At 73.6% G+C, this 21,002-nt stretch carries 2 protein-coding genes (1 of these 2 running past the window's edge); both read right to left on the bottom strand.

Annotation, left to right across the window (positions count from 1 at the left end; translation table 11 throughout):
- Positions 1-6,921: the 5' portion of an SDR family NAD(P)-dependent oxidoreductase gene (locus AB0O76_RS26060; RefSeq protein ID WP_365495864.1), read on the bottom strand. The gene continues 3,702 nt to the left of window position 1, outside the view; only the first 6,921 of its 10,623 coding nucleotides appear in the window; its start codon is at positions 6,919-6,921; its stop codon lies off the left edge, out of view.
- Positions 6,918-21,002: a type I polyketide synthase gene (locus AB0O76_RS26055; RefSeq protein WP_365495862.1), complete on the bottom strand. Its 14,085-nt coding sequence runs from the start codon at positions 21,000-21,002 to the stop codon at positions 6,918-6,920. Before AB0O76_RS26055 ends, AB0O76_RS26060 begins: the two co-directional genes overlap by 4 nt.

The raw sequence follows: 21,002 nt of genomic DNA, 5'->3' as shown, positions 1-21,002 counted from the left end.
CTCGCTCAACGCCTGCGCGAACACGGGGAACGCAGCCGCCAACCCACGCCCCATCCCCACACGCTGCGCACCCTGCCCCGAAAACAAAAACGCCGTCCGGGCACTACCACGAGCCACACCCTCGGGGCCCCTGCCCTCGGCGAGCGCGGTCAGGGAGTCCAGGAGTTCTTCGCGGTTCTGGCCCAACACGACGGCCCGGTGTTCCAGCGCGGTGCGGGTGGTCGCCAGCGAGAAGCCGACGTCCACCGCGTCCAGGCCGGGACGCTCGGCGAGGTACGCGTGCAGGGCGGATGCCTGGGCGCGCAGGGTCTCCTCGGTCCGCGCCGACAGGGCCCAGGGCACCGTGCCGGCCGACGGGCGGTCGCCGGGTGTCGCAGCGGCGGTCCTGGGTGCTTCCTCGATGATCACGTGGACGTTGGTGCCGCTGATGCCGAACGAGGAGACGCCTGCCCGGCGCGGGTGGTCCGTCTCCGGCCACGGGCGGGCCTCGGTGAGGAGCCGGACGTTGCCTGCCGACCAGTCGGCGTGCGGCGTCGGCTCGTCCACGTGCAGCGTCCTGGGAAGGGTGCCCGCCCGCATCGCCATCACCATCTTGATGACGCCGGCCACACCGGCAGCAGCCTGGGTGTGCGCGATGTTCGACTTCAGCGAACCGAGCCACAGCGGCCGATCGGCAGGCCGGTCCTTCCCGTACGTATTGATCAGCGCCTGCGCCTCGATCGGATCGCCGAGCGTGGTGCCGGTGCCATGCGCCTCCACCGCATCCACCTCGTCGGCGGACAGCCGCGCGTTGGCCAGCGCGGCGCGGATCACCCGCTGCTGGGCCGGACCGTTGGGCACGGTGAGCCCGCTACTCGCGCCATCCTGGTTGACCGCCGAACCCCGCACCACGGCCAGCACTTCGTGGCCGTTGCGGCGTGCGTCCGACAGGCGTTCGACGACCAGGACACCGACGCCCTCGCCGTGGCTGACCCCGTCGGCCGCGGCGGCGAAGGACTTGGAGCGCCCGTCGGGGGCCAGGCCCCGCTGCCGGGCGAACTCGATGTACTCCTGCGGCCCGGACATCACCGTCACGCCGCTGACCACGGCCAGCGAGCACTCACCGCTACGCAGCGACTGGCCCGCGAGGTGCAGGGCGACCAGCGAGGAGGAGCACGCGGTGTCGACGGTGAAGGTCGGCCCCTGCAGGCCGAAGGCGTACGCGATCCGGCCGGAGATGACCGCGGAGGCGTTGCCGGTCATCGTGTAGCCCTCAAGGCTGCCGGGGATCTCGTTGAGGCTCAGCAGGTAGTCGGAGGGCATCGATCCGGCGAAGACGCCGACCTGGGTGCCACGCAGCGAGTCCAGCGGAAGGCCGGCGCGTTCGAGGGCCTCCCAGTGGGTTTCGAGCAAGAGCCGCTGCTGCGGGTCCATCGACAGCGCCTCGCGCGGGGATATCCCGAACGCCTCGGCGTCGAAGTCCGCGACGTCCCGGATGAACGCCCCGTGGTTGGAGTAACTGGTCCCGGGCACCTCGGGGTCGAGGTTGAACAGTGCCTCCAGGTCCCAGCCGCGGTCCGCGGGGAACGGCGAGACGGCGTCCCGGCCCTCGCTGAGCAATGCCCACAGCTCCTCGGGTGAACGGACGTCGCCGGGAAGGCGGCAGGCCATGCCGATGATGGCCATCGGTTCGTCCGCCGTGGCCGTGCGCGTGGCGACGGCCGGTGCGGGTGCCGCGTCCTCGCCGACGAGTTCGTCGCGCAGGTGGCGGGCGAGGGCCAGCGCGGTCGGGTGGTCGAAGATCAGCGTGGAGGGGAGGCGGAGCCCGACAGCCGCATTGACCGAGTTGCGCAGCTGCACGGCCATCAGGGAGTCGAAGCCCATCTCATGGAACCCGAGCCCGGGCACCACGGCCGACATGTCGGCATGTCCGAGGGCGGCTGCCACGTGCGTGCGCACCAGGTCGAGCAGTACGCGCTCCTGCTCCTCCTCCGACAGGCCCGCAAGCCGCCGCACCAAGGCCGAGGTCTCGTCGGCGGTGCCGGCCGCGGCGACGGTACGGCGGGAGGGCGCCCTGACCAGGCCGCGCAGCACGGTCGGCAGGGTGCCCGCTGCCGCCCGGGCCCGCAGGGCGGCCGCGTCGAAGTGCACCGGCGACACCAGGCCGGCCACCGCCAGCGCCCGGTCGAAGAGCGCACTGCCCTGGGCATCCGTCAGCGCCGACACACCGTCGGCGGTGAGCCGCTGCCGACCGGCCCCGTCGATCCCGCCGGTCATGCCACCGGCCTGCTCCCACAGGCCCCAGGCCAGGGACACACCCACGAGCCCCTGGGCCCTGCGGTGCTCGGCGAGGGCGTCCAAGAAGGCGTTCGCCGCCGCGTAGTTGGCCTGGCCTGCGGCGCCGACGAGACCGGAGGTGGAGGAGAAGAGGACGAACGCGGCCAGGTCCAGGTGCCGGGTCGCCTCGTGCAGGTGCCGGGCGGCATCGGCCTTCGGGCGCAGCACTGCCGCGAGCCGGTCGGCGGTCAGCGAGGTCAGGATGCCGTCGTCGAGGACGCCCGCCGTGTGCACGACCGCGGTCAGCGGGTGCTCGGCGGGCACGCCCGCGACCAGAGCGTCCACCGCGGCGCGGTCGCTCACGTCGCAGGCGGCGACGGTCACGTGGGCACCGGCCTCCTCCAGCTCGTCCCGCAGGGCGACGGCAACGGGTGCGTCGAGGCCGCGCCGCCCCGCGAGGACCAGGTGCCGTACCCCGTGCTCGTGCACCAGGTGCCGCGCGAACAGGGCACCGAGCGAGCCGGTGCCACCCGTGATCAGCACCGTGCCCTCGGGGTCGAGGGACGGGGCCGCCGCCGGCTGTACGTGCGTACGGGCCAGGCGGGGCGCAAGCGACACCTCGCGCCGCACGGCGACCTGCGGTTCACCGGTGGCAAGGGCTGCGGGCAGCAGCGTCTGCCAGGCTTCCGGGTCGTCCACGTCGACGAGGACGACCCGGTCCGGGTGCTCGGTCTGCGCGGAGCGCAGCAGGCCCCACAACGCGGCGTGTGCGAGGTCCGGCACGTCCTCTTCACCTGCCGCGACGGCACCGGAGGTGACAACCACCAGCCGTGCTCCGTCCGGGACTTCGGCCTCCAGCCACCCGGTGACGGCGGTCAGCGCGGCGGCGGTGTCCTCGTGCAGGACGGTCACGACGTCGGCGCCGGGGACCGGCAGGTACGGCAGGACGGTCCACGGTGCGTCGTGCGCACCGTCCTGCCCGAGCACTGTCCACTCGGTGACAGGCTCGCCGCCCCGGGCTGCCGGGGTCCACTCCATGCCGTACAGGGCGGCGCCGTCGACAGCCGCCGCGGAATCCGTACGCAGCCGGTCGCTCTGCACCGCTCGCGACACCAGGGCGTCGATGTGGGCGACCGGGCGGCCCGCGCCGTCGGCCAGCTGGATGGTGACGGCCTGCGGTCCGGCCGGGGCCAGCCGTGCGCGCACCGTCCGCGCCCCTTGAGCCAGGAGCGAGATGCCGTTCCAGCCGAACGGGAGCCGTACCTCACCGCCCGCCTCGCCGACAGCGAGTTCCGCGTGCAGCACGGCGTCGAGCAGCGCCGGGTGGATTCCGAATCCTTCGGCGTCGACACCGTCGGGCAGCGCGACCTCGGCGAAGGTCTCCTTGCCGCGCCGCCATACGGCTGTCAGGCCCTGGAACGCGGGCCCGTACCCGTAGCCCTCGGCGGTCAACCGCTCGTAGAAGCCGTCCAGTTCGACCGGCTCGGCGCCTTCCGGCGGCCACACGGCAGGGGCGAAGCCGTCCGGGGCGCCGGTCCCGAGCACGCCCTCGGCGTGCCGCACCCACGGTGCCCCGTCCCGGTCGAAGTCGTCATCGGCGGCGGGCCGGGAGTGCACGCTCAGCGCATGCCGACCGGACGCGTCGGCCGGACCGACGCGCACCTGCACGGTCACACCGCCGTCGGCGGGCAGCACCAGGGGCGCCTCCAGGGTCAGTTCCTCGACGCGGTCGCAGCCGACGAAGTCACCGGCGCGGACGGCCAGTTCGACGAAGGCGGTGCCGGGCAGCAGTACCGCGCCGCCCACGGCATGGTCGGCCAGCCAGGGGTGGGTGCGCAGGTCGAGCCTGCCGGTGAGCAGCACCCCGCCGTCCTCGGCGAGCGTCACCGCGGCACCCAGCAGGGGGTGCCCGGCCGCGCCGAGTCCGACCGCGGGCAGGTCGACGGGGCCGCGGTCGTCCCCCTCAAGCCAGTACCGCTGGCGCTGGAAGGCGTACGTCGGCAGGTCGACGCGACGGCCGCCCGGCAACAACGCCGTCCAGTCGATACCGACCCCGTACGTCCACGCACGGGCCAGGCCTTCGACCAGGGCGCGCGGCTCGGGCTTCTCCTTGTGCGACGACGCCACCGCACGGGCGTCCGGGCGCACGTCGTCGAGGGTGTCCTGCGCCATCGCGGTCAGTACCCCGGCAGGACCCAACTCAAGGAAAGCATCCACCCCTTGGTCGGCCAACGTCTGCACGCCGTCGGCGAACCGGACAGCCTCACGCACATGACGCACCCAGTACTCAGGCGCACTCAACTCACCCGGCCCCGCCAAACGCCCATACACATTCGACACCACCGGAACAACCGGCTCGCCATACGTGATCGAGGCAGCCACCTCACGGAACTCCGCCAGCATCGGCTCCATCAACGGCGAATGGAAAGCATGACTGACCACAAGCCTCTTCGAACGCCGACCCTCAAACCGGGTCAACACCTCATCCACCGCAGCCTGTTCACCCGACAGCACCACCGAGCCAGGGCCATTCACCGCAGCAACAGAAACCCGGTCCTCAAACCCCTCCAGGGCCTCGCGAACCTCAGCCTCCACCGCTTCGACCGCCACCATCACGCCACCCGCGGGCAACGCCTGCATCAACCGGCCACGCGCAGACACCAACCGGGCGGCATCCGCCAACGAGAACACCCCGGCCACATGCGCCGCAGCAATCTCCCCCACCGAATGACCCAGCAAAAAGTCCGCCCGCACACCCCAGCTCTCCACCAGCCGGAACAACGCCACCTCAAACGCGAACAACGCACCCTGCGTAAAGCGCGTCTGCGCCAACAACCCCTCATCGTCAAACACAGCCGGGTCCAGCTCCAGCTCCCCGCACACCTCGCTCAACGCCTGCGCGAACACGGGGAACGCAGCAGCCAAACCACGCCCCATCCCCACACGCTGCGCACCCTGCCCCGAAAACAAGAACGCCGTCCGGGCACTACCACGAGCCACACCCTCGGGGCCCCTGCCCTCGGCGAGCGCGGTCAGGGAGTCGAGGAGTTCTTCGTGGGTGGCGCCGAGGGCCACCGCGCGGTGCTCAAGGACGCTGCGCGTGGCGGCGAGCGAGTGGCCGACGTCGACGGGGTGCGGTGCGGACCCGGCGGCCACGAAGTCTCGTATGCGCCGGGCCTGCTCGCGCAGGGCCTGCTCGGTGCGGGCCGATACCACCCACGGCACCACCGGCACGTCGGCCGGGGTCGCGTCGGGCTCGGCCTCCTCCTCGGTGGGGGCCTGTTCCACGATCACGTGGGCGTTGGTGCCGCTGATGCCGAACGACGAGACGCCGGCCCGGCGCGGGTGGCCCGTCTCGGGCCACGGGCGGGCCTCGCCGAGCAGCGCCACGGGGCTGGCGTCCCAGTCGATGTGCGGGGACGGCCGGTCGACGTGCAGGGTGCGGGGCAGCACGCCCGCCCGCATCGCCATCACCATCTTGATGACGCCGGCCACACCGGCAGCGGCCTGGGTGTGCGCGATGTTCGACTTCACCGAACCGAGCCACAGCGGCTGGTCGGCGGACCGGGCCTTCCCGTACGTGGCCTGGAGCGCCTGTACCTCGATGGGATCGCCCAGCGGGGTGCCCGTGCCGTGCGCCTCGACCGCGTCGACGTCGCCGGGGGCGATCTGGGCGGCGGCCAGCGCGGCCCGGATCACCCGCTGCTGGGACGGACCGTTGGGGGACGAGAGATTGCTGCTGGCACCGTCCTGGTTGACGGCGGAGCCGCGCAGCACGCCGAGGATCGGGTGACCGTTGGCGCGAGCGTCGGAGAGGCGTTCAAGGAGCAGCACGCCGACGCCCTCGCCCGGACCGAAGCCGTCCGCCTCGGCCGCGAAGGCCTTGCACCGGCCGTCCGGCGACAGGCCCCGCATGCGGCTGAACTCGGTGAGTACCCGCGGGCCCGCCATCAGGCTCACCCCGCCGGCGAGCGCGAGTGAGCACTCGCCGTTGCGCAGCGCCTGGGCGGCCAGGTGCAGGGCCACCAGCGAGGAGGAGCACGCGGTGTCGACGCTGACCGCGGGCCCTTCGAGGCCGAGCAGGTACGAGACGCGGCCGGCGATGACGCTCTGGGTGTTGCCGGTGACGAAGTAGCCCTCCAGTTCGGCGGGCGGATGCGTCAGGCGGGTTGCGTAGTCGGACCAGCCGGTGCCGTAGAAGACACCGACGTCGGTGCCGCGCAGCGAGCGCGGGACGAGCCCGGCGCGCTCGATCGCCTCCCAGGAGCTCTCGAGCAGCAACCGCTGCTGCGGGTCCATGGTGCGGGCCTCGCGCGGGGGAACGCCGAAGAAGTCCGCGTCGAAGTCGGTGACGTCGTCGACGAACCCGCCGCCGCGCACGTACGCCTTGCCGAGCGCGTCCGGGGACGGGTCGTACATGCCCTCGACGTCCCAGCCGCGGTCCTCGGGCAGTGGGGTGACGGCGTCGCGTCCGGCGGAGACGAGTTCCCACAGGTCTTCCGGCGAACGCACCCCGCCCGCGTAGCGGCAGGCCATGCCGACGATGGCGAGCGGCGCGTGCGCGGCGTCCTGGAGTTTCCGGTTCTGCAGGCGCAGCTTCTCGGTCTCCCGCAGTGAGGCCCGCAGCGCGCCGACGATCTGCTCGGTGGAGGCGTCAGTGGTCACGAGCCCTGCCCTTCGGATTCATCGTGTGTCTCGTTGTCGGTGGTGTCGTGTGCCAGCCGCAGCAGGCCGGCCAGGTCGAGGTCGTCCACGGCGCTGACCGCCTGTTCGGTGTCGATGTCGGCCATGAGGTCGCGGGTGGCCGGCTGGTCCGGCCCGTCGTCCGCGTCCTCGGCGTCGGGTACGAGTTCGGTGCGCAGGTACTCGGCCAGAGACACCGGAGTGGGGTAGTCGAACAGGAGGGTGGCAGGGAGCCGACGGCCGGCGGCCGCGCCGAGCCGGTTGCGCAGTTCGACCGCGGTGAGCGAGTCGAACCCGCCGTCCATGAAGCCGCGTTCGGGATCGACGGCCTCGGGGCCGCCGTGACCGAGCGTCTTCGCGGCATGGCCGCGGACCAGGTCGAGCAGCAGCCGGCTCTGTCCCTCCCGGTCGAGCCCGGCGAGCCGTTCTCGCAGCGCCTCGGCCTCGGAGGCATCGGCAGCCTCGTCGGCGGTGCTCGCCGCGCGCCGTACGGGGACCCGGACCAGACCGCGCAGCAGCGGGGACACCGTGTCGGCGTGGCGCCGCAGTCCGGCCTCGTCCAGGCGGACCGGGAGCAGCAGCGGCTCGTCGGTGAGCAGAGCCGCGTCGAACAGGGCGAGCCCCTGCTCGCCGGTGATCGGCGCAAGACCGGCCCGGGCGATCCTGGCCAGTTCACCGCGGCCCAATTCACCTGCCATGCCGCCCTGTTGTGACCACAGTCCCCAGGCAAGTGACTGGCCGGGCAGCCCCTCGGTCCGGCGGCGCTGGGCCAGCGCGTCGAGGAAGGCGTTGGCGGCCGCGTAGTTGGCCTGTCCGGCGTTGCCGAGTGCGGCGGAGGCGGACGAGAACATCACGAACGCGGCCAGGTCCAGACCTCGGGTGGCCTCGTGCAGGGTGAGCGCGGCGTCCGCCTTGGCCCGCAGCACGGTGTCGAGCCGCTGCGGGGTCAGCCCCTCGATGGTGCCGTCGTCCAGTACGCCCGCCAGGTGGATCACGGCGGTCAGCGGACGGTCGGCGGGGATCTTGGCGAGCAGGTCGGCAGCCGCGTCCGGGGCGGCGATGTCGCAGGCGACCACGGACACTTCGGCGCCTGCGGCCTCCAGTTCTTCGCTCAGCACGGCCGCACCGGGGGCGTCGAGTCCGCGCCGTCCGACGAGCATCAGGTTGCGCACGCCGTGTTCGGCCACCAGGTGCCGGGCGAGCAGTGTGCCGAGGGTGCCGGTGCCGCCGCTGATGAGGACGGTGCCCTCGGTGTTCCACACCGGCGGCAGGGTCAGCACGATCTTGCCGATGTGCTGCGCCTGACTCATGTACCGGAAGGCCTCCGGGGCCTGCCGGATGTCCCAGGCGGTGACCTGCGGGTGGCGCAGCTCACCGGCCTCGAAAAGCCGCACGATCTCGGTCAGGATCTCCTGCGTGCGGTCCAGGCCGGCTTCCGTCATGTCGTACGCGCGGTAGGTGACGCCGGGGTGGTCGACGGCCACCTGCGCCGGGTCGCGCAGGTCGGCCTTGCCCATCTCGACGAACCGGCCGCCGCCGGGCAGCAGTCTGAGCGAGGCGTCGACGAACTCCCCGGCCAGGCTGTCCAGGATCACGTCCACGCCATGTCCGCCGGTCGCCGCGAGGAACTCCCGCTCGAAGTCGAGGGTGCGCGAGGAAGCGGTGTGCGTCTCGTCGAGGCCGGCGGCGCGCAGGGCATCCCATTTGCCGGGGCTCGCGGTGCCGAAGACCTCGGCGCCCAGGTGGCGGGCGATCTGCACAGCGGCGGTGCCGACGCCGCCCGCCGCCGCGTGCACCAGCACCCGCTCGCCCGGCCGCAGCCCGGCGAGGTCCGCCAGGCCGTAGTACGCGGTGAGGTAGGCCACCGGCACGCAGGCCGCCTGCTCGAACGTCCAGGCGTCGGGGATCCGCACCATGGTGCGTGCGTCGGCCACCGCGGTGGTGCCCAGCGCGCCGGGCACCACGCCGGTCACCCGGTCCCCCGGCACCAGGTTCCCGACCTGGGCCCCGACCTCGGTGACGACGCCGGCCGCCTCGCCGCCCATCACCGTGCGCTCGGGGTACATGTCGAGGGCCAGCAGGATGTCGCGGAAGTTGAGGCCGGCGGCGCGGACCGCGACGCGGATCTCGGTCGGGCCGAGCGGCGCCGACTGCTCCGGCGCGGGCAACAGGGCCAGGCTCTCGAAGGTACCGGGCTCGGTCACATCGAGACGCCAGTGCTCTCCTGCCGGCGGGATCAGCGCCCCGCCGTCGGCGGCCCGGCCGAGGCGCGGCACCAGCAGTTCACCGCCGCGGACGGCGAGTTGGGACTCGCCTGTCGCGAGCGCCGCGGGCAGCGCGTCGGACAGCTCGGTGTCGCCCTCCAGGTCGACGAGGAGGAACCGCCCCGGGTGCTCGGTCTGCGCGGAGCGCACCAGGCCCCAGATCGCGCCGTGTATCGGATCCGGCGCCGCGTCCCCGGCGCGCACCGTGAACGCGTCCCGGGTGACGACGACCAGCCGTGCGTCGACGGCGCCCTCGTCGGAGAGCCAGGTCTGCAGGGCGCTCAGCACCCGCCCGGTCTCCGAGCGGACCGCGTCGCGCGTCTCCCCTTCCCCGGCCGGGGCCACCGTCAGCACCCCGAACTCGGCGCGGGGGGACGGTATTCGGCCTTCCGAGTCGAGTACCGTCCACTGTCCGGACGGCACCGTGCCGTCCGCGGCGACCGGGTGCCAGTCGAGCCGGAACAGTGCGTCCTGGTCGGCGGACCGCTTCAGCTGCCTGGCCGTCACCGGGCGGGTCACCAGCCGGTCCACCTCGGCAACCGGCCGTCCCGCGGTGTCGGCCAGGCGCAGGGTCAGCTCCCCGTCGCCCCGCGGTGCCAGCCGGACGCGGACCTGGGCGGCGCCCTCCGCGAACAGGCTGACCCCGCTCCACACGAACGGCAGCCGTACCTCGCCGCCTGGGCCACCGACGGCGAGTCCCGCGTGCAGCGCGGCGTCGAGCAGCGCCGGGTGCAGGCCGAACCGGCCGGCCTGCGCCTGCTCCCGCTCGGCCAGCCGCACCTCGGCGAAGACCTCATCGCCGCGCTGCCATACGGCCGTGAGCCCCTGGAACGCGGGCCCGTACCCGTAGCCTTCGGCGGTCAACCGCTCGTAGAAGCCGTCCAGTTCGACCGGTTCCGCGCCAACCGGCGGCCACGTGGCCAGGTCCGGGGCCTCGCCTGGCTCCTGCGGGGCGAGGACGCCGTCCGCGTGCCGGGTCCACTCGCGCTCGCCGTTCAGGCGCCCGTACACAGTGACCGGGCGGCGGCCGGAGTCGTCCTCCTCGCCGACGCGCACCTGCACGGCGATGCTGCCGGAGGCCGGCACCACGAGCGGTGCCTGCAGGGCGAGTTCCTCCAGGCGGGGGCAGCCCGCCTCGTCACCGGCCCGTATCGCCATCTCGACCAGGCCGGTGCCAGGGACCAGGGCGGCGCCCGCCACCACGTGGTCGGCGAGCCAGGGGTGGGTGCGCACCGAGAGGCTGCCGGTGAGCAGGGTGTCCTCGCCGCCGGCCAGTGGGACTGCGGCACCGAGCATCGGGTGCCCGGCGGTCTCCAGGCCCCAGTCGCCCGGATCCCCGCCGCCGCGCGGCAGGTCCTGCTGCCAGTAGCGGCGGCGCTGGAAGGCGTACGTCGGCAGGCCCACCGGGGAGCCGTCGGCCAGGGCGGCGAGGTCAACGTCCGCGCCGTGCGTCCACAGGGCTGCCAGCGCCTCGACGAGGGAGCGCGCCTGCCCGCGGTCCGGGCGCTGGGCGGCGAAGGCGACCGTCTGGCTCCCGGTCTCCTCCAGCGTCTCCTGGGCCATGGCGGTCAGCACCCCGGCAGGACCCAACTCAAGGAAAGCATCCACCCCTTGGTCGGCCAGCGTCCGCACGCCGTCGGCGAACCGGACGGCCTCACGCACATGCCGCACCCAGTACTCGGGCGTACTCAACTCACCCGTTTCGTCGAGCAGTCCGGTCGTGTCACACACCATCGGAATACGCGGCAACGCATACGTGACCGATTCAGCCACCTCACGGAACTCCGCCAGCATCGGCTCCATGAGCGGCGAGTGGAAAGCGTGACTGACCACAAGCCGCTTCGAACGCCGACCCTCAAACCGGGTCAACACCTCATCCACCGCAGCCTGTTCACCCGACAGCACCACCGAGCCAGGACCATTCACCGCAGCAACGGAAACCCGGTCCTCAAACCCCTCCAACGCCGTACGCGCCTCAGCCTCCGGCACGTGGACCGCCACCATCACCCCACCCGCGGGCAACGCCTGCATCAACCGGCCACGCGCAGACACCAACCGCGCCGCATCCGCCAACGAGAACACCCCGGCCACATGCGCCGCAGCAATCTCCCCCACCGAATGCCCCAGCAAAAAGTCCGCCCGCACACCCCAGCTCTCCACCAGCCGGAACAACGCCACCTCAAACGCAAACAACGCACCCTGCGTAAAGCGCGTCTGCGCCAACAACTCCCCATCGTCAAACACAGCCGGGTCCAGCTCCAGCTCCCCGCACACCTCGCTCAACGCCTGCGCGAACACGGGGAACGCGGCAGCCAACCCACGCCCCATCCCCACACGCTGCGCACCCTGCCCCGAAAACAAAAACGCCGTCCGGGCACTACCACGAGCCACACCCTGTTCGGTGACGCCGCCGGCCAGCTCGGCCAGTGCGGACATCAGTTCGGCGCGGTCGGCGCCGGTCACCACGGCCCGGTGCTCCAGGGCGCCGCGGGTACGGACCAGCGCGTGGCCGACGTCGGCGGGGCGCAGCTCCGGGTGGGCGGTGAGGTGGGCATGCAGCCGCTCGGCCTGGGCGGGCAGCGCCTCCGCGGTACGGGCGGACAGGGCCCAGGCCACGACCTGGTCCGTCGCGTGCTCGACGGGGGCGTCGGCGGTGTCGTCCGGCGCCTGTTCCAGGATCAGGTGGGCGTTGGTGCCGCTCATGCCGAACGAAGACACACCAGCCCGGCGCGGGCGGTCCGTCTCCGGCCACGGCCGGGCCTCGGTGAGCAGCGCCACGGTGCCACTGGACCAGTCGATGTGCCCGGAGGGCTCGTCGACGTGGAGGGTGCGCGGCAGGACGCCCGCGCCGAGCGCGAGCACCGTCTTGATGACGCTGGTGACTCCGGATGCAGCGGCCGTGTGGGACACGTTCGACTTGACCGAGCCGAGCCACAGAGGCCGATCGGCCTCGCGTCCCTGTCCGTACGTGGCGAGCAGCGCCTGCGCCTCGATCGGATCGCCGAGCGAAGTACCGGTGCCGTGCGCCTCCACCGCGTCCACCTCGTCGGCGGACAGCCCGGCGGAGGCGAGGGCGGCGCGGATGACGCGCTGCTGGGACGGGCCGTTCGGTGCGGTGAGTCCGTTGCTTGCACCGTCCTGGTTGACCGCCGAGCCCCGCACCACCGCGAGCACCTGGTGCCCGTTGCGTCGCGCGTCCGACAGGCGCTCCACCAGGAGCACGCCGACGCCCTCGCCCCAGCCGGTGCCGTCGGCGCTGTCGGAGAACGCCTTGCAGCGCCCGTCGGGCGCGAGCCCGCGCTGCCGGCTGAACTCGGTGAACGCCCGCGGGCTCGCCATCACCGTGACGCCGCCGGCCAGGGCGAGCGAGCACTCGCCGCTGCGCAGCGACTGGGCGGCCAGGTGCAGGGCCACCAGGGACGAGGAGCAGGCGGTGTCGACGGTGACGGCCGGGCCCTCAAGGCCGAAGGTGTAGGAGATGCGGCCGGAGATCACGCTGGCCGCGCTGCCGGTCAGGGCGAAACCCTCCAGTTCCTCGGGGATGCGGTTCTCGCCGGTCGCGTATCCGGCGGAGCCGGCGCCCATGAACACGCCGACCTCCTCGCCACGCGTCGACACCGGGTCGATGCCGGCCCGCTCGAACGCCTCCCAGGAGGACTCGAGCAGCAGCCGCTGCTGCGGGTCCATCGCCAGCGCCTCGCGCGGCGAGATGCCGAAGAACTCGGCGTCGAAGTCGCCCGCGTCGGCCAGGAATCCGCCCCGGCGCACATAGCTGCGGCCGACCGCGTCGGCATCCGCGTCGAAGAGCGAGTCGAGGTCCCAGCCGCGGTCGTCGGGGAAGTCGGAGAGTACGTCGCCGCCGTCGGCCAGCAGCTGCCACAGCTGCTCCGGCGAGTGGATGCCACCGGGGAGACGGCAGGCCATACCGACGATCGCCACCGGCTCGTCCGCCGCGGCCGCGGTCCGGTCCGGGCCAGTGCCGGGGGTGTTGTGCCGCGGCTCGTCCCCGCCGGTCAGTTCGGTGCCCAGGAAGCGGGCGAGCGCGGCCGGCGTGGGGTGGTCGAAAACCACCGACGCGGGCAACCGCAGGCCGGTGGCCTCGTTCAAGCGGTTGCGCAGCTCGACGGCGGTCAGCGAGTCGAAGCCCAGGTCTCGGAAGGCGACTTGGGTGTCAAGGCCGCTCGTGCCGGACCCGATGTGGCCGAGCACCCCGGCCGCCGCGGCGGTGACCAGGTCCTGCAGGATGCGCTGCCGGCCGGCCGGGGCGGATTCGGCGAGTCGGCGTGCCAGTTCGGTGCGGGCCGGCGCCTCGTCGGTGGCGGTGTCCGCGGTCGGCACGGCCAAGGCCCGTACCTCGGGGATCTCGTCGAGCAGCGGGCGTGGCCGGGCCACCGCGAACAGGGCGGCGAACCGTTCCCAGGTCACGGCGCTGACGACCAGGTTCGTCTCGTCGTGGTCCAGGGCCTGCCGCAGCGCCTCGAACGCCAGCCGGGGATCCAGCCGGGGCAGGCCCTGCTGGCGGGAGCGTGCGGTGAGCAGTTCCCGCATGGTGGTGTCCTCGTCGCGTTCGTTGAACGCGTCCCAGATGCCCCAGGCGATGGCGGTGGCGGTGCGCCCGGCGGCGCGCCGCCGCTCGGCCAGCGCGTCCAGGTAGGCGTTGGCAGCGCCGTACGAGCCCTCGCCGCTGCTGCCCCAGACACCAGCTATGGAGGAGAACAGCACGAAAGCGTCGAGGTCGGTGTCGCCCAGGAGTTCGTCGAGGTTGCGGGCCGAGACCACCTTGGCCCGCACGGAGGTGGCGTACCCCTGGAGGGTGGCCTCGTTCATCGGACCGACGTCGGCGACGACGGCGGCGTGGACGACGGCCCGCAACGGGGTGTCCGCGGCGCGGAGTTCGTCGAGGAGGGCGGCGAGCGCGTCGCGGTCCGCCGCGTCGCAGGCGGCCACCGTGACGCGGATCCCGTGCCGTTCCTCGAGGCTGGCGCGCAGTGTGTCGGCGCCGGGCGCCGCCGGGCCGCGGCGGCTGGTCAGCACCAGGTGTTCGGCGCCCTGTTCGGCGAGCCAGTGCGCGAGGTGCCCGCCGAGCGCGCCGGTGCCGCCGATGACGAGGACGGTGCCGCGTGGGCGCCAGCTGCGCGGGGCGGGGGTGTCGCCGTAGCGGGCGCGCACCAGGCGGCGCACGAGGGTCCGGGTGCTGCGGATCGCGAGCTGGTCCTCGTCGCCGGTGCCGGCGAGCGCGGCACACAGCCGGTCCAGGGCAGCCGGGTCGGGGTGGGCGGGCAGGTCGGCGAGGCCGCCCCAGCACTCGGGGTGCTCCAGGCCTGCTACCCGGCCGAGGCCCCAGATCTGGGCGTGCTCGGGCCGTTCGACGCCCTCGTCGTCCGCCGCGGCGACGGCACCCTGGGTCAGGCACCACAGCCGGGCGCGCAGTGCGGTGTCGCCGAGCGCCTGCACCAGGGTGAGGGTGCCCGCGACGCCGGCGGCGAGGTCGGGGTGGTCCGGGTGCGGGGTCTCGTCGAAGGCGAGCAGGGACACCACGCCGACGGCGTCCGCGGCATCGGGCAGTTCACGCAGCAGTGCGGCAAGGGCGGTCCGGTCGGTGCGCCCGGCGTCGTAGGTGACCGGCACGACCTGTGCCCCGCGCTCGGTCAGCGCCGAGGTGAGCGACTCGGTCCACTCGGTGCCGGTGGCGTCCTGCCCGGACGAATTCACCACAAGCCAGGTACCGGCGAGCGGGGCCGTCACGGCCGAGCCGGGCAGCGGGCGCCAGGTCACGCGATAGCGCCAGTCGTCCAGAACCGTCCGCTCCTGTCGGCGGCGGCGCCAGGCGGACAGGGCGGGAACCAGTTCGCCGAGCGCATCGGTCGGACCGGCCTCGGCGGCCGACTCGTCGTGGGGCAGCCCCAGCGTGCGGGCGACGGCGTTCAGGTCGCCCTCGTCGACGGCGGCCCAGAACGCGTCGTCGGCCGGATCGCCGGCGGCAGCGGACGCGGGGCGGACGGCGTCGGACTCCAGCCAGTAGCGGTTGCGCTGGAAGGCGTACGGCGGCAGCTTGACGCGTCGCCCGGCCGGTACGACCGCGGTCCAGTCGAGTTCGGTGCCGTGGACGAACGCGGTGGCCACGCCGCGCAGCAGTGCCTTGTCCTCGGACAGGTCCTTGCGCAGCAGCGGGACGGCCACGGCCTCGGAGTCCGTGCCCAGGCACTCCTCGACGAGCGCGGACAGCACGCCGGAGGGGCCGACCTCCAGGAAGCGGGTGACGCCCTCGCGGGCGAGGGTGCGCACGCCGTCGGCGAACCGCACGGCCCGGTGCACGTGCGCCACCCAGTAGTCCGGCGAGCACAGTGCGGCGGGCTCGGCGAGCTCACCGGTGACGTTGGAGACGACGTCCAGTTCGGGCTCGTGGTACGTGATCTCCTCGGCGATGCGGCGGAAGTCGGCGAGCATCGCTGCCATGCGCGGTGAGTGGAAGGCATGGCTCACCCGCAACCGCTTGGTACGCCGCCCCTGCCGTGTGAAGGCCTCGGCGAGGGCGAGCACGGCGTCCTCGTCGCCGGAAACGACCACGGACTCGGGCCCGTTGACGGCGGCGACGCCGACCCGATCGAGTTGTTCCGACGCTGCCAGCGCCGCGGCCACCTCGGCCTCCGGCGCGGCGACGGCCACCATGGCCCCGCCCTCGGGCAGCGCCCCCATCAGCCGCCCACGGGCGGCGACCAGCCGGGCCGCGTCCGGCAACGTGAACACACCCGCGACATGGGCGGCGGTGATCTCGCCGATGGAGTGACCCATCAGGTGGTCGGGCCGTATGCCCCAGGACCCGGCGAGCCGTGCCAGCGCGGTCTCCACCGCGAACAGGCTCGCCTGGGTGTACTGGGTGCGGTCGATCAGCGCCGCCGCGTCCGAGCTCTCGGGCGCGAACAGCACCTCGTACAGGGGACGTTCGAGCCACCGGTCCAATTCCGCGGCTACCTCGTCGAGCGCGCCTGCGAACACCGGGAACTTCTCGTACAACGCCCGGCCCATGCCGGGCCACTGGCTGCCCTGGCCGCTGAACAGGAAGGCGGTGCCGCCCTCGCGTACCCGGCCGCGCACCACGGCCGACGACGCCGGGCCGCCGTCCGGACCGGCCAGCGCGGTCAGGCCGGCGAGGACGCCGTCACGGTCGGCGGGCGCGGCCAGCACCACGGCCCGGTGCTCCAGGGCGGTCCGGGTGGTGACCAGCGAGTGCACCGCGTCCGCGGGCTCCAACTCCGGCCGGTCGGCGACGAATGCGGCCAGTCGGGCGGCCTGGCCCGCCAGGCCGGCGGCGCCCCGTCCGGTGACCACCCACGGCAGCAGCGAGGGCACGCGGTCCGCGGCAGGCAGTGCGGGTACGGGGGCGGCGGGCGCCTGCTCGACCAGGACATGGGCATTGCTGCCGCTGAAGCCGAACGAGGAGACGCCGGCCCGGCGCGGCCTCTCCCGCTCCGGCCAGGCCCGCAGCCGGGTAACCACCTCGACGGGCAGCGCGTCCCAGTCGATGCGGCTGGAGGGGCGGTTGAGCAAGTGCGGCGGCAGTTCGCCGTGCTGCACCGCGAGGACGGTCTTGAGCAGGCCGGTGACGCCCGCGGCGGCCTCCAGGTGGCCGATGTTCGCCTTGGACGAACTGATCAGCACGGGGTTGTCCGCGTCGCGTCCCTCGCCGAGCGCCTCGGCCAGGGCGCGCACCTCAATGGGGTCGCCCAGCGGGGTGCCGGTGCCGTGCGCCTCGACGTGGTCGACATCCACCGGGGCCCAGCCCGCACGCGCGAGGGCCTGCCGGACCAGCACCGTCTGCGCGGGGCCGCTCGGCACGGTGAAACCGCCGCTCGCCCCATCCTGGTTGATCGCGGTGCCGGGCAGCAGCGCATAGATGTGGTCGCCGTCGCGTTCCGCGGCCTCCTGCGGCTTGAGGACGAACATCACGGCGCCCTCGCCGCGACCGTACCCGTCGGCGTCCTCGTCGAACGTCTTGCAGCGGCCGTCGGGGGCCAGCGCCTCCTGCATGGCCACCGAAACGGTCGGCGTGGCGATCACATTGACGCCGCCGACCAGCGCGATCTCGCAATCACCGGACTGCAGCCCCTGGACGGCGAGGTGAACCGCGGTCAGCGACCCGGAGCAGGCGGTGTCCACAGCGAGCGACGGGCCTCGCAGGCCCAGGAAGTACGAGAGCCGTCCGGCGGAGGCCGCGAAGACGTTTCCGGTGCCGTAGTACAGGTCGATGTTGCCCATGTCGCGGGTGAGCAACTCGTGGTAGTCGGCGGTGTTGAGACCGACGTACACGCCTGCCTGCCGCTCGAGCAGTGCGGGAGCGGTGCAGCCGGCGTCCTCCAGCGCCTCCCAGGCGACCTCCAGCGCGAGCCGCTGCTGCGGGTCGAGCGAGACGGCCTCGCGCGGCGAGATGCGGAAGAACCCGGCGTCGAACGCGGCGACGTCGTCCAGGTAACCGCCCCGGGTCGGCACGCCGGGCCCGGCCTCCGCCCAGATCGGGTCCTCACGGCGCCCGGCCGGGGGTTCGCCGGTGACATTGCGTCCGTCCTTGAGCAGTGCCCAGAACTCGTCCGGCGTCGACGCCCCCGGCAAGCGGCAGGCCATGCCGACGACGGCCACGGCGCCCTTGGGTCCGGGTGCCGAATCCTCGCGCTGCGCGTCCGGGGCTTCCTGCCGGGCCTGCGGGTTCCGGGTATCACGCCCGGCGCCGAGTTCGGTCAGGTGCGCGGCGAGGGCGGCAATGGTGGGGTGTTCCAATACGAGGGTGGTCGGCAGGGACAGTCCGAACGCGGTCTCCAGGAGTCCGCGCAGCTGCACCGCGGTGAGCGAGTCGAGCCCCTGCTCGAACAGCCCGCGGCGACGCGGCAGCGACTGCTCGGACCCGATGCCGATGACCTCGCGCACGGCCGCGTCGATGCGCTGCACCACCCACGGCGCCGACTTGACCGGCCCCACCGTGGCCGTGCCCGCGGGGCGACCCTGGGCCGTGGCCCGCTCGGCGGCCGTGGTGGCGACCGGCTGAACCGAGGTGCGGCCGGTGGTCGGCGCCGTCGGGCCGTCCGCCGGGGTCCGTGTCGCCCGGTGCCCGCTCTGCAGACCCGGCAGCCAGTGCCGCTCGCCGCTCCAGGACGGCACCGGCAGGTCGACGAAGCGGCGGGGCCGCCCGGTGATCTCGGACCAGTCCAACGGCACTCCCGCGACGTGCAGTTGGGCGAGCGTACGGTGCAGGGCCACCGGGCCTGGGACCTCGCGGCGCAGGGTGCTCAGCACCTCGGCACCGCTGCCCCGGTGCGCGACGGTGTCGGCCAGCGGGCGGCGGAGCACGGGGTGCGGGCCGACCTCGAGGAGGAGCGGGGCGCCCTCCTCGGCCAATAGCCGGTCGACGGCGGGCCACAGCCGTACCGGCTCGGTGATGTTGCGCCCCCAGTAGGTGGCGTCGAGCAGGCCCGCGTCCACGTCGGGGTCGACGCTGGACAGCAGGCGCAGCCCTGGCCGGGCCGGGGCGAGATCCGCGAACTCGGCGGCCAGGCGCGGGCCGCACTCGGCGACCAGCGGGCTGTGGAAGGCGTAGTCGACGCGGGTCCGGCGGCAGCGCAGCCCGGCCTGTTCCAGGAGGGGTTCGGCGGCGGTCACCGCATCGTCGGGACCGGCGACCACCACGGAGGCGGGGCCGTTGACGGCAGCGATGGTGACCGGCAGACCGGCGGAGGCGAGGAGGCCTCCCACGGTGGCCGCATCGCCCTGCACGGCGAGCATCCGGCCCAGGCCCGCGGTCTCCTCGAGGAGCTGCCCGCGGCGCACGATCAGCCGTACTGCGTCCTTGAGTTCGAGGACTCCTGCGGCGTGCGCGGCGGCGAGCTCGCCCACGCTGTGGCCGACCAGCGCCGCGGGCCGCACCCCGCGGGCGGTCAGCCACCGCACCAGCGCCACCTGGACGGCGAAGACGGCGGGCTGGGCGAAGTCGGTACGGTCCAGGCGGCTGTCCGTGGTGCGGCGCAGCTGCTCGACGAGGGACCAGTCGGCATCCCGGCGCACCAGGGCGTCGATCTCGTCGAGGGTGTCCCGGATCGCCGGGTCCGCGTCGTACAGGTCGGCCGCCATGCCGGGCCACTGGCAGCCCTGCCCGGAGAAGACCAGGACCGGCGCGGGCTCCCCGTCGTCGCCGACACGTCCCGTGTAGGCACCCTCGGGCAGGTCCTCGGGGTCGGCGGAGTCGGCCAGCACAGCGGCGAGTTGCGCCCGGCCGGTCGCGACGGCCGTGTAGCGGTGGCGCTCGTGGGTACGCCGGGTGGCGGCGGCGGCAAGCAGTTCGTCCAGGGGGACGCTCTCGTCGGCCACCGTGGCGCGCATCGCCTCGACCTGCTCGGCCAGCGCGCCGGGTGCGCCGGCGGAGACCAACAGGACGCGGGGGCGCTCGTCGCCGGACTCGTCGGCATCGGCGGCCGGCTCGTCGGTCCCGGGCACGGGCGGTGCCTCGGCGATCAAGTGGACGTTGGTGCCGCTGAGCCCGAAGGCGTTGATCCCGGCGCGCAGCGAGCGGTCAGCGGTGAGCGCGGTGCCGCCGGAGGCTGGCAGGGCGATGCCGTCGCCCTGCCAGTCGACGGCGGGGGTGGGCTCGTCGACGTTCGGCTGAGCGGGCACCAGACCGTTCTTGACGATCCAGATCACCTTGAGCAGGCCCACCACGCCGGCCGCCGAGTCGGTGTGCCCGAACACGGCCTTGTGCGAGCCGACGAGCAGCGGTGCCCGGTCCTGACGCCCCGCGCCGTAGACCTCGGACAGCGAGCCCAGCTCGATCATGTCGCCCAGCGGGGTGCCGGTGCCGTGCGCCTCGACGTAGTCCACGGCGTCGGATGTCAGGCCCGCGGAGTCCAGCGCTTGCCGGGCCACGGCCGCCTGCGACTCGGCGTTGGGCGCGGTCAGTCCCATCGTGGCGCCGTCGCTGCCGGCCGCCGAACCGCGGATGACGGCGTGGATGCGGTCACCGTCGGCCAGCGCGTCGGCCAGCCGCTTGAGCACGACCACGCCGCAGCCCTCGCCGCGCACGATGCCGTCGGCCGAGGCGTCGAAGGGGCGGCACCGTCCGCTGGGCGAGATCGCGCCGATGCCGCTCATGAAGACACTGATCTCAGGGCTCAGCATCAGGCTGACCCCGCCGGCCACCGCCGCGTCGATGTCGCGGGCGCGCAGGCTCTGGCACGCCTGGTGGACCGCGTACAGAGACGAGGAGCAGGCCGAGTTGAGGGCTATCGCGGGCCCGCGCAGATCGTAGGTGTACGCCAGGCGCCCGGCCGCGAAGCTGAACTCCATGCCGGTGACATAGTGCGGGCCGAGGTCGCCCAGGTCGACGCCCTTGGCGTGCAGCAGGTGGTAGTCGCCGGCGAGCAGGCCGACGTACACACCTGTGCGGGTGCCGCGCCACTGGTCCCGCGGACGGCCGGCGTCTGCCATCGCCTCGGTCGCCACCTCGAGCAGCAGCCGCTGCTGCGGGTCGACGGCGTCGGCCTCGCGCGGGGCGATGCCGAAGTACGCGGCGTCGAACCTGTCGACCTCGTCGAGGAAACCGCCGACATGGTTGACGACGGTGCCGGGCCGACTGCGCTCGGGGTCGTGCAGGTCCCGTCCCCAGCGGTCCTCCGGCACCTCGCGCAGAACGTCCTCGCCCGAGCCGAGCACCCGGCCGAGGGAGCCGAGGTCGCGGACGCCGCCGGGCAGGCGACATCCCACACCGACGACGGCAATGGGCTCGACGGGACTGGCGGTCTCATCCGTGCTGGCGGCCAT

It is taken from the genome of Streptomyces sp. NPDC086554 (assembly GCF_040686095.1).
GTDB lineage: Bacteria > Actinomycetota > Actinomycetes > Streptomycetales > Streptomycetaceae > Streptomyces.
This window is presented reverse-complemented; position numbering and strand designations above follow the sequence as displayed.

Bases quoted from the DNA above. Each gene is read 5' to 3' on its own strand.
- AB0O76_RS26055 (WP_365495862.1), bottom strand. From the start codon at position 21,002: ATGGCCGCCAGCACGGATGAGACCGCCAGTCCCGTCGAGCCCATTGCC.